We start from the raw sequence: 14,966 nt of genomic DNA, 5'->3' as shown, positions 1-14,966 counted from the left end.
ATCATTTGGATCCTTAATTAAGTAACGAGGAAAATAAGCGGAGATTTTCCGCTTATATGCATCCTGGCGCTTGTTTCACAGCTACATAAGGGTAATTTTTCCGGTTAAGCACAGAAAAACCCTCCATTTTCACGTTTTTCGATTCGATAAGCGGAATTTCTCCGTCTATTCAAGCAATTTTTTCATTAATTTTCTAATTAAGCGGAATTTTTCCGTTTATTTCTCAGATTGGGCGCTTATCTGATCGCCCCCCAACCGAATCTTATGACCTTATCGTCGTACCAGCAAGGCAAAACGCTATACTTTTTAACTTGTTAAAAAAGCACAAAGGAACCTGATATCAGATTCTTTGTGCCTTTGCTTCAAAAAAATAGACTAATGATTATGAAATGCCCAACTGATGCATTTTGTTATAAAGCGTCGTTCTAGATATCCCTAGAATCTCTGCAGCTTTGTTTTTATTTTCATTGGTATGCGCCAATACTTTCTGGATCGTTTGTTTCTGGCATTCTTTCATCGCGCGATTCAGCGAAACAAGCGGCTGATTTTCGAACGGCTGATTTTGTGAGAAGTGTTCGGTCATCCCAATTCGGTGATTGGATTCGCGAATCTGTACGGGTAAATCATCGACACTTAGCGTTTCGTCTCTTGAAAAAACAACGAGCCGCTCGATGATATTTCGCAATTCTCTAATGTTGCCCGGCCAAGAATAATCAATGAGCGCCATCATGACTTCTTTTGGAATTCTCGTGCATGACCGTCTATACTTCTCCGCAAATTCATAGAGAAACTGATGACTTAGTTCGATGATGTCCTCATTTCTCTCTCTTAACGGAGGAATGGTAATCGTGATGATATTCAATCGGTAATACAAATCTTCTCTGAATTTTCCTTGATGAACACGTTCTTTTAAATTTTTATTCGTCGCTGCAATAATGGAACAATCCGCGTGTTTGAGCTTGGTCCCTCCCACCGAGTAAAAAGTTCCTTCTTGCAGAACTCTGAGCAGCTTGACCTGCATTTCAAGAGGAAGCTCGGCAATCTCGTCTAAAAAGAGTGTTCCATCCTTCGCCAATTCAAATTTTCCTTTACTGCCAAGAGGATTTGCGCCGGAAAAAGCCCCTTTTTCATAACCAAAAAGCTCACTTTCGAACAACGCATCGGGGATCGCGCCACAGTTAATCGGAATAAAAGGAGCAGTTCCAAGCGTTCGCAAGTCATGCAACGCATTTGCGAATAGCTCCTTCCCAACCCCTGACTCACCAAGAAGCAGCACTTTCGCCTTTGCCGCGCCCACTTGTTTGATCTGATCAATCGTATTTTGCAAGGCCCCGCTCGAACCCTTAATAGATCGAAACGGATCAACAGAACGGTCCATCCGCGAGACTTGTTTCTGTAAATGATTGATTGTCTCTTTTGCATTCGTCAATTTTTTAGTCAACTGAGCCTGATACGTCACATCTTGTTCGCAGGAAACAGCGCCGATTATTTTGCCATCTAATTTCACCGGATTTGAGTTAATGAGGACAAACAGATCTTCTCTAGGCTGGTGCTGTTTATGATAAAATTGCTTGCCTGTGTTGAGAATTTTAAGATTATCAAGACGGTTTTCAGGAAAAAACTGAGTCATCGGCTTGCCCAGAATTTCTTCCTTTTTAATCGAATACAATCGCTCCGCACCGCTTGTCCAAACCACCGTATCCATATTTTTATCAATCACCGAAATCGTACTGTCCGTTGTCTCCAGTATCGTATCGTAATAGGCTTTAAGATATGTATAGGCTTGTAAAACACGCGAGGCAAGTTCGCTTGCTCTAAAATAACCGATCACTGCGCTATCGCGCATAGCGACCACATAATCACCGCACTTAATTTTTTCTTCAAGAGTCGTCCACGTATCATCACTATGAATACAGTCAGCGCGGAATTCCGTTAGCTCATTGATAGGAATACAGTACTTTTGAACCATTAAATAATTGCGCTGAGGCAGCACGAGAAATTGCGACGGTTGTTGCTGTACAATAACAACGCTGAATCGTTGACTGTGCGCAGACTCATTCCACCGTTCCTCTGTTGTCACGACAAAATCCGTACGAAGCAAATCGTTAAAATCGGGCAGCAGATGGTTCACTGATCTTCCTCCTCATATCATCCCAACAAACAGGTCACCATTACCACAAATTTAAGCATAAAAATTCAATATTGTCTAATTATTTAGAACCGCAATGCCGCAAAAAGCACATGCACTGATTCAATCAAAGCACTGACCTCTCTAAGTCAATTTGAACAGTGGATAGCAATTTTAACTAAAACCAGAAGGCGATAGTTGCGTTGTCATAAAAAATAAAAAACTTAATTAAGCGATTAAAAACATGAAGCTTCCAGTTTTCTTATTGAAGAGTCCAAATGTGAATTATATAATTATTGAAAATGACTTGATGAAGACATATATAAAACTAGAGGTATATAGGCGTGTGACAAGACAGATAGAAAAGATTAGTTCACTTGCAGAATGAAGAATGCTGTACTATACATTGATTTTCTTTTTGAGTTTTTGAACTTCCTTACGAGTTTCCCAATGTTCATCATGAACCCTTTTAATCTGTTCGGATAAATCCTCGTTCATATCATCAATTCTCCGATTCGTTTTCTTTAGTTCCTGTTTAATGTCAGCGATATCTTGTTTCATTTCATCCATGTCAACGCGCATGCCTTTGACGTTCGCGTCAACTTCTTTAATCGCCCGCATAATCATCTTCAATTCCTCAGCCATAATTCAGCACCTCCTTTAGTACTACTATATTAACAGCTGCCGAATCCTGCAAGAACGTAGTCAGCCCTTCTCACCTGTTTTTTTATTGATTATTCAAAACTCAGCTAAAGAAATAATTTCCGAAGTCTTGAAAATAAAAAGAGGCAACCCTTTTTGGCCGCCTCAAAAGTCATATCAGATTAGTTTTCTCTTAACTGTTTTAATAAATTGGTTCGTAAACAATGTATAGTTGCATGTTTTTTCATTCAAGTTCGGACTCATTCGAATAATCCGTGGTTTGGTCTTGTCACTGCTGAGTCCATGAGATTTGGCTACACAGATCCGGCCGTCAACCGAACTGATTGTCATATAAAACGGATGATGTTCACGCACCTTATGAAGATAATGCTCAACCGCCTCATCCACATCTGTTGTTACAAAATAGAAATGTTCCTTATGATCGGCTTTCCGATCCTCTTCGAGTTCAATAAAATTAAAGCGGGGAATTTCACTTCCTTGCAAGTCGCAACACCTCTCTCTTACTTTATTCTTGAAGAAGCGAAATGATTCCTGCATGTGACTACATAAATGAGCTGCCGGTACCCTATGATCGTTAATCATATCGAGTAAGATCACAGATCCATCCTCCATCATGCTTGCTTCAATCTGACAAATCTGTAAGACTGGAGGTCAGACCTGTAAGGAAGCCCTGCGCAATCCTTTGTATACTAAACACATCACCCAAAACAAGAACAGGGAGCGTGTATGATGTTGTTACAAGTCAATCACTTGCAGAAAATTTTCCAGACACGATTCAGCAAAGAAAAAACAATCGCCTTACAAGATGTGAGCTTTAGCGTCGAGGACGGGGAGTACATCGCCATTATGGGCGAAAGCGGTTCGGGGAAAACAACGCTTTTGAACACATTGGCTACACTAGATAAACCGACATCAGGATCCGTTATCCTGAATGGTCAGGATGTGACGAAAATTAAAGAAAACAAGCTGGCGGAGTTTCGCCGCGAACATCTGGGCTTTATTTTTCAAGATTTCAATCTGCTTGATACGCTGTCGGTTCGCGACAACATTTTCTTACCGCTTGTGCTTGGCCGTCAAAAAGTTCGCGTGATGGAGCAACGTTTAGAAAAGCTTGCAACAAAATTAACTATTGCCGATCTGTTGAACAAACAGCCCTTTGAACTGTCCGGCGGTCAGAAACAGCGCGTCGCCATCGCCCGCGCCTTGATCACCGAGCCGGAACTTGTCCTGGCCGACGAACCAACTGCGGCGCTTGATTTCAAGAACAGTGAAAGCTTGCTCGCTCTGCTTGAAGAGATCAACGCAACAGGTCAGACCATCTTGATGGTCACGCACTCGGCAATTGCAGCAAGTCACGCCAAACGCGTGTTGTTTATTAAAGACGGACGCATTTTCCATCAACTTTACCGCGCAAAACGAGAGGCAGCCGAGTTCATGCAAGAGATCAGCATGACGATGACCAATCTTCTCGGGACAGAGGTGAGGTAATTTGTTTTACGTGAAATTAGCCAGTCGCAATGTCCTTCAGTCAATGAGCAATTTTCTTCCCTTTGGTCTTTCAAGTGTCGTCATGTTCATTATGAATCTGATGATCGCAACGATCTTGCTCAGCCCAAGCTTAAAAAAGCTGCAAGGTTCGGGCAGCTTTGCGATGCTGCTCGGCTTAGGTTTAATCGTCTTGTCGATCTTTGCCACCATTTTCATGATTTACAGCTACCGCTTTTTACTGAAGCGGCGCACCAAAGAATTTGGGCTTTACAACATTCTCGGTTTGAAAAAACGGCACATCGTCCGCATCTCCATTTTAGAACTCATGATGATGTTCCTTGCAACCGTGATTGCAGGAACCGTTTTGGGTATCATTCTGGCTAAATTTTTCTATCTGATTTTAATTCATCTGCTTGGCGAGCATTATTTTGACTTGCAGTGGAGCCCGCTTGCGGTTGGGATCGTGACTGCGATTTTTGCGTGTATCTATCTGCTGCTGATGATCATCAGCAGCTTCTCCATCCGCCGCCAATCCAGTCTTGAATTACTTAAAAATGCGAGTAAGGGAGAAAGGGAACCAAAGTCGCGCGGCATTCTGGCTTTACTTGGCATCATTTTTTTAGCGATCGGTTATTACCTTGCCGTAACGGTAGCCTCGCCGCTCGATGCCTTGACGAAATTCTTTATCGCCGTACTGTTTGTCATTTTCGGCACGCTCTTGTTCTACATGAGTTTTACCATTTGGCTGCTCAAACGGCAGAAAAAAAACCAACACTATTACTATCAACCCAAGCACTTTATTACCGTTTCAAGTATGCTTTATCGGATGAAACAGAATGCAGTCGGACTCGCCAACATTACGATTTTAGTAACGATGACGTTCGTTACCTTGGCAACAACCGTCGGACTCTACTCCAGCATCAATGGATTTCTAGACGACTATTTCGTTCGCAACACGATCATCAATATCAATACAACGAAGCAGCAAAGCACTTCGTTCATTGATCAGGTGGCAGAAGAAGACGGAGTGCCTCTGAAGCATAAAATTGTCTACGAAATGTCGAACAGCATGATCGGAGCAATGAACAATGGGAAATTTGAGAACAAACAAAAGCTTTCCAGTCTGACCGCCGTCAACTTTATGACCGCAGACACTTATCAGCAGTTGACCGGGAACAAGGTTCACCTGAGCGGCAATGAGGCAATTGCCTTTCCGGCCGTCGGCAGCTTCAATGAAGATCAAGTGAAGTTCGGGAATCATACGTTTAAAATTAAAGACAAAATTGACGGAATCCGGAATTTTCCATCCATCAGTATGACGGCATCAAACTGGCTGATTCTGATCGTCAATTCGAAGGCAGAAATTCAACCGGTCTTAGACGCTGCATCCAAGGTGGCGGGCGGTCATTACACACTTGGTTTTGAGACAACCATTAGTGCCGATATGACGGCAAAGGACGCGAAGAAACTCAGACTGGTCATATCCGAATACCGCGTGAATGGAAATAAACCGATTCAGCGCATTGACGAAGGAAAAATGGTTAGCGGCACTGCCCCGTCCCTGCAAAGTTATGATGACATGCATCAGCAGTTTCTTGCTTTTGCCGGCGGATTCCTGTTCATCGGGCTGGTCTTGGGTTTCACCTTTATTCTCGGTACCGCATTAATCATTTACTACAAACAAATCTCTGAAGGGGAACAGGATAAACGCAGCTTCGAAATTCTTCAGGAAGTCGGTTTGAGCAAAAATGAAGTGCGACAGACGATTCGTTCACAAGTATTGCTCGTCTTCTTCCTGCCCATTGCCGTCGCCATTGTCCACTTTGGCTTCGCCTTCATCATGATTCAGAAACTGATTAGTTTATTTGGCACAACACGGTTCAGTTTACTGCTCTTAACCAGTATCGGAACAATTGCTGTCGTTGCCGTCATTTACTACATTATCTACAAACAAACGAGCCGCGCGTATTATCGGCTCGTAGAACGGTAACAAACATTAGGGTATCCTGGTTACGGGGTACCCTTTTCGTATTTGTCCCAAGCCGTAAAAATCAGTAGAATGAATGTAGCCAATCATTATGGGAGAGTCTTTGATGACAAAACTATTTATTGTAGAAGATGACGCGGCGATTGTGAAACAACTGCGATCAGCACTGACTGGCTACACGGTTGTTTCCGTACAGAACTTTCGCAGCATCCGCCAAGAAATTGAAGAAGCACTGCCGAATTTGATCTTAATGGACATTACCTTGCCCTATTTTAACGGCTTTTACTGGACGACTGAACTTCGAAAGTACTCAACGACACCAATTATCTTTCTCAGTTCGGCTAATGATGAAATGAACCAAGTCATGGCAATGAACATGGGAGCTGACGACTATGTCACAAAACCGTTTTCAGTAGAATTATTGAAGGCGAAGATCAATGCTCTGCTGCGCCGAACCTACAATTTCTCTCAAGCGCAATTGACGTTCAATGGGTTCATATTGGAGGGAACAGAATTGAAAAAAGGGCAGGACAAGGCCGATTTGACACCAACGGAAGCCAAATTGCTTCGCACATTATTCGAGCAACCCAACCAAACCGTTTCCAAAGACGTACTGCTCGCAAAGCTCTGGGAATCTGATGACTACATCGATGCCAATGCCCTGCAAGTCAACATTGCCCGTATGCGCAAAAAATTGACTGTCATCGGGTTCGATTACATCGGAACGGTGCGAGGTGTCGGCTATGTACTGGCGTGAACGAAAGCACTATCTTTTAGCAGTTTTTTTCTTCATTTTTATCATAAGTCTAACCTTTTATCTGCGCGGTTTGCCTACGCGTACCTTCTGGTCAAGCTTATTATTTGGCACAACTGTCCTCGTCATTTTCGGCAGCTATGATTATTACCGATTTCAACGTCGCCATAAAGAACGCCTCAATCAAGTCGTTCCTCAGGTCGACTTGAAACCCGATTCGCAAGCTGAAAAAGATATGCTGAAGTTGCTTGATGAACAAAAGGAATACTACGAAAATAAAATCGCTCGAATCAAACAATTTGATGAAGACTTAACCGATGTGGTGCGCATGTGGAGTCACCAGATGAAGGTACCACTGTCTGCGCTTGACTTAATGGGCCAGACGCACGATTTTACAGTTGAGGAACTGAACGAGCAAACCTTTCAACTGGAAAATTATCTGGAAATGCTGCTCCATTACCTGCGCTTGAATCATGAACAAACCGATTACCGTTTTACAAAAGTGCCGATCAAACTACTCGTTCAAGCGATCGTGCGCAAGTTTGCCCCACTGTTTATTCGAAAAGGGCTGAGTGTCACCGTCGAAGGCGACGCAACCTGGACCACCGATGAGAAATGGCTTTCGTTCGCTCTTGAGCAAATCATCAGCAACGCCGTCAAATATACCAAACAAGGCAATGTCAGCATCTACATTGCGCCGAAATCGATTCAAATCAGCGACACCGGCATAGGCATTTTAAAAGAAGATCTGCCACGCCTGTTTGAACACGGTTTTACCGGTTACAATGGGCGACGCGACAAAAAAGCTACCGGTCTAGGCTTCTTCTTGGCAAAAGAGATTGTCGACCGGCTTTCACTAAGCATTCATGTTGATTCGGAAATCGACAAAGGGACGACTGTGACGATAAAGAGAAATGATAAAGACTGAAAAGTTGTCTTTTAGTAACGTGCGATTCAGAAGTTGAGTATGCTCATTGAGGAGTTCTAATGCGGATCAAAGGATTGCGGAATAAAGTTAACCAGTTACATAACACGGTAAGGAATGCATTCAGACGTTGGAAGTATTCGCAGAAGGAAAGCGGCTGAATCACATATTGATTTTCTTTTTAAGTTTCAGAACCTCTCTGCGCGTTGCGAAATGTTCATCATGAACCAGCTTAATCTGATCGGACAGGTCCTCATACATGTCATCCATTCGCTGATTCGTTTTATTCAGCTCCTGTTTAATGTCCGTGATATCTTGTTTCATCACAACGATATCTTGCTTGATTTCGACGATGTCTTGTTTCATCACAACAATATCCTTTTTCATTTCAGTGATATCCTGCTTCATCTCATCCATCTCAATACGCATGCCTTTAACATTAGCATCAACTTCTTTAATTGCCTGCATAATCATTTTCAATTCCTCAGCCATAGTTAACACCTCCTCTAGCTCTATCATAACAGCTGCCAAATAACTTCTGCAAGAACATAGTCAGGCTTTCTTACAGATAGTTTATACAAAGTCCCGTCACTTCTTTTGCCAGTTGTGATTGGCATATATAAACGTTTCAGCGATGAAAATTTGATTTTTCCATTGACAGTTGTACAAAAAGAGTATAAAGTAAAAACACTTTCATAATTCGTAAACAAATAAATGCAATGATAGGGAGAGTAGCTTTTATTTAGCCTTTCAGCGAGCTTCGTCAGGTGCAAAGGAAGCAGGCGTAAATAAAAGTGAAGGTAGCCCTTGAGCGGTGAATGCGACATTCGAGGAATGAAGTGTTCAACGGCAGCACCCGTTACCGTGCCAGCGTCTTGCCGACGTCAATGTCGGCAGTACGTGGTGAGGCGGCAGCAGTGATGGTGCCGCAAATAAAGGTGGTAACGCGTATCCAACGTCCTTTAAAAGCATTGATGATGCTTTTAGAGGACGTTTTTATTTTATTCTTTATTAGGAGGAGTTTACTCATGAACACAGAGAATCAGCAACACAAGCTGACATTCATTAATTATTTAACCATTGGATCACTGCTTTTCGGCATGTTTTTTGGTGCCGGCAATTTAATTTTTCCGCTGCATCTCGGACAACTGGCAGGCAGCAATTGGCTTCCCGCCGCGATCGGTTTTCTGCTTTCCGGCACCCTGCTGCCGCTGCTTTCGATCATCGCCATCAGCATCACCCAGAGTGAAGGCATCTATGATATCGCCCGGCCAATCGGTCGTCATTACGCACTGATCTTTCTCATTTTGGTTCATGCTACACTCGGACCGATGTTCGCGACACCGCGCACAGCCACCGTTCCCTTTGAACTTGGCTTCGCACCTTATATTCCAGCAAGCCAAACGTGGATCTGGCTACTCGTCTACTCTGCCGCCTTTTTCACACTGACCTATTTCTTGTCACGCAGCGAATCGCGTATTATCGACGTCATCGGAAAATTACTAAATCCACTGTTCTTAATCTTGTTATTCATTATTTTCTTATTCGCTTTTCTCAGACCTATGGGGGACGTCGGGCAAGCAGCCGCAACGAGCGACTATGTGCACGCCGCGCTGACAAACGGTTTTCTTGAAGGCTATAACACGATGGACGCTCTCGCCGGACTCGCTTTCGGCGTCACCATTATTACGTCAATTAAGCTGATGGGTGTCCGTAATCCCAAGTCCATTGCTGCGGCAACCGCAAAATCCGGAATCATCTGTATTGGTTTTGAAGCACTCATTTATCTTGGCCTAATTGTGATTGGCGCCATGAGTCTGGCACACTTCAAGCTTTCGGAAAACGGCGGCATTGCTTTCGGCCAAATCGCCAATCATTACATGGGGGCAGTGGGCAGCGCAATCTTAGCCACTTTGGCCACCGTCACCTGCCTCACCACCGCGATGGGGCTGGTCACCGCCTTTGCCCAGGATTTCCATAAGCAGTTCCCGCGGATCAGTTATTTAACATTCCTGCGATTCACCTGCGCCATTTCATTCGTCATCGCCAATGTCGGCTTAACGCAAATTATCACGTGGTCGCTGCCAATCTTAATGCTTCTGTATCCGCTCGCGATCACAGTGATTTTCTTATCGATCCTATCACCATTGTTCCAAAAATCGCCGATCGTTTATCGAATCACCACGGTCTTCACCTTGATTCCGGCGTTATTTGACACGATCAACGCCCTGCCGCCGATCTTGAAGCAGACAGCACCGATTCAATCGCTGATTCACTTTGCAAGCAGCTATCTGCCACTGTTTAACCTTGGCTTTGCCTGGATACCGTTCGCGCTCATCGGCTTCGTCCTCGGCATTGCAGCGTATGCTCTGTTCCGCCGCGTTCCAGCACTACAACTGAACCCAGAGCTCAACGCAAAACGAAAATAAGTCAACGTAACAAAGGACAGCCGCTGACAAACAGGGCTGCCCTTTTTGTGTTTATTGAAAATGCTTGTGCGAGCCATCGCAATTCGGCATTCTTTTCGAGTGTCCGCACACACAATCCATTAGGCCTTTTCCTTTGAGGATTCTTGGCACATTCTTCTCAATTCGTGCCGTCCGTGTGGACGTTCGTTTCGCTTGCGCAAAAAAGAAAATGTAGGCTTTTTGCCGTCCCGGCGTCAATGCGTCAAAAGCAGTCTGCAACTCAGGCAGTTCCTCAAATTTATTTTGCAGCTCTTCAGGAATGCTGACATCTGCTCTCTTCTTAAGCTTTACTTCTAAGCCCGCTTTTTCAACATCAACCGCTTCACGGATATAAGCCTTGATCACATCTTCCTGATCCATAACTTCTTGCACTGTGGTAAAGCGAATCTGGCGCGCCGCCTGAACATTTTCCGTTTGCTGAATGAGAATCTTCTGCGCGTCCTTAAGCAGCGCCCCCTTTTGAAACAGCACCGCGCAATACTCTTTGAAGCCATGAATTAACATGACATTCTTTCCCTCAACCGTGTAACACGGATGCATCCACTTAAAATCTTCCGTCAACCCGCAATCAAGAGCAATCGCTCTGAGCCGTTCATAACATTCCGTCCACTTGCTCGGCTTCTGTAAAAATTCATCCACTTTTGGATTTAATCTGTTTTCTGCCATCAAGAAACACCTTTCACATTGATTTTCCGAACGACTAGACTGCTTTGTCCCACAATCTCTACTCTTAGGATAAACGAAATTCGTTTCCCCATCTAGCTAAGTGCCTTAGATGGCAGGACTGATTGATATAGAAGAGTGAAGCTTTAGCTGTTAAGCAAATTTTCCCGTTCATCGATATTGCCGTTTTATAATCGATTATGACATCAATTACCCGAACGTCATACACTGTACTGCCAGTGAATTCAATGTCCTATTTATATCTGGCTATTAGTATATTGAAACTATGAGATTGTTAAAAATTGTATAAGTTTCAATGTTTCTCAGCAGAATGTGTTGTAAAATAGATATAATAACATGAATTATCAAGACTTTATTAACGAACTTATTAAATCAGTAATTCACATAAGTAAAAATCTGCAATTTAATAAAAGATGCAAATAGAATTTTGATGAAAAGTAGGTATCTCTATGACAAACAATAAAATGGGCCTTTATGTCACTGAAATTGATTATGGGATTGATCAGCTAACTCAGCTGAATGCATTGCCTCAAGAAAAGCGTGATAACTTAAAATATTGGCCCGTTGATTATATCATACATAACGAAGAGCAGGTTTACATTGGACAAACAATCTCCATTGAAAAACGTACAAAACAACATGTTAAAAATAATGATGTTGGTCCTAATATGAAAAAAATCACGATCATTGGTCAAGAAAAATTTAACCGTTCTGCAAGCTATAACATTGAAACCAATTTAATAAATAACTTTTTAGGAGACACAAGATTCACAAAAATATTAAATAAGTCACAAACTGAAATGACAACTTCAAGTGATTACTATAATAAAGCATATTTTGATAAGCATGTTTTCTCGGCACTATGGAAAAAACTACAAGAAATGAACTTGGTAGAGCTATCTCTTGAAGAAATAGCCAATAGCGATATTTTCAAACTTTCTCCGTTTAAGTCGTTAAGCGATTCACAACTTGAATTAAAACAAGATATACTCAACTTTTGTCGTGAGCGAATTGATAAGCCATATTCCTCTTTGTATTTAATTAATGGTGAAGCTGGAACTGGGAAGAGCGTCGTTTTAAGTTCCATTTTTAATGCAGTGCAAACTATTGCTCGAACATCCAAACATCAAGTGATAAAAGATAAATTAGCATGTACCAATAACTATTTATTAGTTAATCATTCAGAGATGTTAAAAACATACAAAAGCCTAGCACGAAAATTATCAACATTGCGAGTTGGTGACTTTGATAAGCCAACTCCTTTCATCAATAAGATGGAGAAAAAAGCTGATCAAGGAAAATCAACTGCAGATATTGTTTTTGTAGATGAGGCTCATCTTTTGCTCACTAAAGAGGATCATTTTAATAATTTTTACCACAAGAATCAGTTAGAGGAATTAATGCATTTAGGGAAAATTATTGTAATGGTTTTCGATCCGTATCAGGTACTTAAGCTAAAGAGTCATTGGGATGATCTGCAAATTAAAAGATTTGTAAATAATAACCATGGAAGAACCTTTCAATTAACTAAACAATTTCGAATGCAAACTAGTCAGGAAGTCATCGAATGGATTAACGCATTTACACAAAAACAAATTATCAAAACACTCCCTAAGAATACTGGTAATTTTGATTTTCGTATTTTTAATAATGCTGAAGAAATGTTTAAAGCTATTGATGATAAAAATAAAATTGAGAAATTATCTCGAGTAGTAGCAACTTTTGATTATCCATACAGTACGGTTGGTCAACAAGATTATTTTATTGAAGAAGGAGAGTTTAAAAAGAAATGGAATACAACGGATTCGAGTACTACTTGGGCTGAACGGTCAGAAACAATTAACGAAGTTGGCTCTATTTATACTGTTCAAGGATTTGATCTCAACTACGTTGGAGTAATTTTAGGACCGTCTATTTATTATGATAGTGTATCGGGAAAGATTCAGGTAAACCTGAAGGAATATCAAGATTCAGAAGCCTTTAAAAGCCGTGACGACTTGTCAGATACCCAAATTGATCTTGAAAAAGGCAAGATTATTCTTAATTCAATTAATGTATTGATGAAACGTGGCGTGCATGGACTATATATTTATGCTCACGATCCAAATTTGAGAAAAAAATTATTATCCCTCAATTGAAGAAAATGGAAAAGCATCCTAAGGTAATAGCAGGATGATTTTTAATAATTTTTACAATATTCAAATTTGTGGCATGAATCAATTCAAGCATTACAACTAGCCTCTACAACAATATTATCATTCTTGATTATTCATCAAATCCAAAGTCCTTTACTTTTAGTGTACGGCAATTCTCACTAATAGTTCTTACTGTATTTTGGGGTATGCCCTTCTTGACAGTTGCATTCACGTCAAGCGATGTTTCTACATCACTGCCATTGATCGAAGTCATGTGATTGATGATTTCATCAACCAGACAGCTGACATCACGATTGACTCGGGTGTTGTCCAACTTTGCCGACATATAGAAATGCACATTCTTTGGTGTTTCTTTAACATGAGGCTTTTCTGGATACACAGGTACAGAAGTAACTGTCGGGGACGTTCATCCTCAAATGTAAAAGTATTGCTACCAAAGCTGTTTGAAGAGCCATCAAGGGGCATTTCTCTGATACTCTCGATTTCGAGCTTCTTTTTATCCTTGTAACCTGCGTTCCCGTGTTTTTATACCAAGGCCATGAAAATCCATAATTTTAAAAGGGGGTTCGACCGAGAGTGTCTTGCATAATTAATTACACCAATAAAGGAACGGTATTAGGCTAGAAAACCGTTACTGATGCGGGTTTGGGGATACCTTGGTATAATTTTTCGGGAATCCAGGTTGTAACTGCTAAACTAAAAAAGGCTCTTACGTTAACTTGGTGAAAGGCAATCCAACCCCTGAGTTTGGAAGATGTTAAAAAATTTTCATGCACCAAACAGTACTCTCTATCTCAAAAGAGCGAAACTAGCCCGCCCGTACATTAATCTTTTAGATTCATGGTCAATTTCTGTGAAATGGTATTGATAAATAACATCGTGTCTTGCTTTTCTTTCTAATTTTCATGAACCATCGGGCAATAACTGATTCTCAAATACATAGCACGCGGCTTGATTTTTTATAGCCACTTAATTTGCCTTCAAGTGAATTTGCAATACCTTTCGGCACGAATTGATGCCTTCACGTATTCTTCTAAGAAGAACAGCAAGAACACCGTTTCCGCTACTTTTGTTGATTGCTTTTAGATCAGCAACCACTTTCTCATGAAGAGTAATCTCGACATTAAAGTTATGGCTCACCTACTATTCGAAGTCAGTGATGTTCCTATTGTTTTTTCGCATAGGATCCGACACGTTGAAAAGATTATGCCGTAAGAAGTTGAGGGTGTCCGTTGTCACTGGGGCTTTTCTTTTATTCAAAGTGGTTGCCTCCAAGCGCTCTCTTCATCACTTTTCTGATCATAAATGTCAATCAGTTCACACGCCCTAAATACGAGCTCCAGTTTCTTCTTTTCTTCCTAACTGATCGTACCGAGCGAATGCATCACGGGTTAATCGCCAGTCTCCGGCTGATAAGAAAAGGACTCTTCGATAAAGAATGTATCTTTTTTATTGAGCACTCTTGCTAAATCAATTGCAAACTGTTCCACGTTTTGAAACTTTCCACTTAGTTGTTTATAAATGGTTTGTGGTTTTTCCCCAAGTAAATCTGCTAAATAGTCCTTGCGGTAGCCCTCGCCATCAATAAATTGATTCATCCGTTTCAAAATCAAATCTTTGCGCCTCTGCTCTACCATGTGTACCACTTCCCTTCAGCTTAATCATACACAATTCAAAAGTCATAAAATCACGTTTAATTAAGTACATGTTTTA

13 protein-coding genes and 1 other annotated feature are annotated in these 14,966 nt (G+C 41.5%); of the genes, 6 read left to right on the top strand and 7 right to left on the bottom strand.

What is annotated here, in order from left to right:
- Positions 1-382: 382 nt before the first annotated feature.
- The 3 genes from ABWW58_RS00190 to ABWW58_RS00180 form a co-directional block, all read right to left on the bottom strand.
- On the bottom strand, positions 383-2,131 hold the full coding sequence (locus tag ABWW58_RS00190) for a sigma-54 interaction domain-containing protein (protein ID WP_353867291.1): 1,749 nt from the start codon (positions 2,129-2,131) through the stop codon (positions 383-385).
- A gap of 396 nt (positions 2,132-2,527) precedes the next feature.
- A complete protein-coding gene (locus tag ABWW58_RS00185; RefSeq protein ID WP_353867290.1) occupies positions 2,528-2,773 on the bottom strand; it encodes a hypothetical protein in 246 nt (81 codons plus the stop codon).
- A 174-nt stretch (positions 2,774-2,947) separates the two neighbouring features.
- A complete protein-coding gene (locus ABWW58_RS00180) occupies positions 2,948-3,388 on the bottom strand; it encodes a hypothetical protein (RefSeq protein WP_353867289.1) in 441 nt (146 codons plus the stop codon).
- Positions 3,389-3,520: 132 nt separating this feature from the next.
- Between ABWW58_RS00180 and ABWW58_RS00175 the strand changes: the two genes are divergently transcribed.
- From ABWW58_RS00175 to ABWW58_RS00160, 4 genes are all read left to right on the top strand, one after another.
- On the top strand, positions 3,521-4,279 hold the full coding sequence (locus ABWW58_RS00175; protein WP_445783400.1) for an ABC transporter ATP-binding protein: 759 nt from the start codon (positions 3,521-3,523) through the stop codon (positions 4,277-4,279).
- Between the two features lie 10 nt (positions 4,280-4,289).
- Positions 4,290-6,269, top strand: a complete 1,980-nt coding sequence (locus ABWW58_RS00170; RefSeq protein ID WP_353867287.1) for an FtsX-like permease family protein — start codon at positions 4,290-4,292, stop codon at positions 6,267-6,269.
- Positions 6,270-6,372: 103 nt separating this feature from the next.
- Positions 6,373-7,023, top strand: a complete 651-nt coding sequence (locus tag ABWW58_RS00165) for a response regulator transcription factor (protein ID WP_353867286.1) — start codon at positions 6,373-6,375, stop codon at positions 7,021-7,023.
- Complete coding sequence (locus ABWW58_RS00160; RefSeq protein WP_353867285.1) at positions 7,010-7,948, top strand: sensor histidine kinase; 939 nt, start codon at positions 7,010-7,012, stop codon at positions 7,946-7,948. Before ABWW58_RS00165 ends, ABWW58_RS00160 begins: the two co-directional genes overlap by 14 nt.
- Before the next feature lie 159 nt (positions 7,949-8,107).
- Here ABWW58_RS00160 and ABWW58_RS00155 read toward each other — a convergent pair whose 3' ends face one another.
- A complete protein-coding gene (locus ABWW58_RS00155; protein WP_353867284.1) occupies positions 8,108-8,437 on the bottom strand; it encodes a coiled-coil domain-containing protein in 330 nt (109 codons plus the stop codon).
- Between the two features lie 218 nt (positions 8,438-8,655).
- Positions 8,656-8,911 (top strand) — a binding site (T-box leader).
- A 62-nt stretch (positions 8,912-8,973) separates the two neighbouring features.
- Here ABWW58_RS00155 and brnQ point away from each other — a divergent pair.
- Positions 8,974-10,374: a branched-chain amino acid transport system II carrier protein gene (brnQ, locus tag ABWW58_RS00150; protein WP_353867283.1), complete on the top strand. Its 1,401-nt coding sequence runs from the start codon at positions 8,974-8,976 to the stop codon at positions 10,372-10,374.
- Positions 10,375-10,425: 51 nt separating this feature from the next.
- Here the strand turns inward: brnQ and ABWW58_RS00145 are convergent, their stop codons facing one another.
- On the bottom strand, positions 10,426-11,079 hold the full coding sequence (locus ABWW58_RS00145; protein ID WP_353867282.1) for a DUF1801 domain-containing protein: 654 nt from the start codon (positions 11,077-11,079) through the stop codon (positions 10,426-10,428).
- Between the two features lie 467 nt (positions 11,080-11,546).
- Between ABWW58_RS00145 and ABWW58_RS00140 the strand changes: the two genes are divergently transcribed.
- Complete coding sequence (locus ABWW58_RS00140; protein WP_353867281.1) at positions 11,547-13,235, top strand: DNA/RNA helicase domain-containing protein; 1,689 nt, start codon at positions 11,547-11,549, stop codon at positions 13,233-13,235.
- Positions 13,236-13,362: 127 nt separating this feature from the next.
- On the opposite strand, the gene ABWW58_RS00135 is transcribed toward ABWW58_RS00140, so the two are convergent.
- Positions 13,363-13,578, bottom strand: coding sequence for a hypothetical protein (locus ABWW58_RS00135; RefSeq protein WP_353867280.1), 216 nt, complete (start codon positions 13,576-13,578; stop codon positions 13,363-13,365).
- Positions 13,579-14,644: 1,066 nt separating this feature from the next.
- Positions 14,645-14,890 carry a hypothetical protein gene (locus tag ABWW58_RS00130; protein WP_353867279.1) on the bottom strand — a complete coding sequence of 82 codons (246 nt, stop codon included), beginning with the start codon at positions 14,888-14,890 and terminating at the stop codon, positions 14,645-14,647.
- Between the last annotated feature and the right edge of the window lie 76 nt (positions 14,891-14,966).

It is taken from the genome of Sporolactobacillus caesalpiniae (genome assembly GCF_040513385.1).
Classification (GTDB): domain Bacteria; phylum Bacillota; class Bacilli; order Bacillales; family Sporolactobacillaceae; genus Sporolactobacillus.
This window is presented reverse-complemented; position numbering and strand designations above follow the sequence as displayed.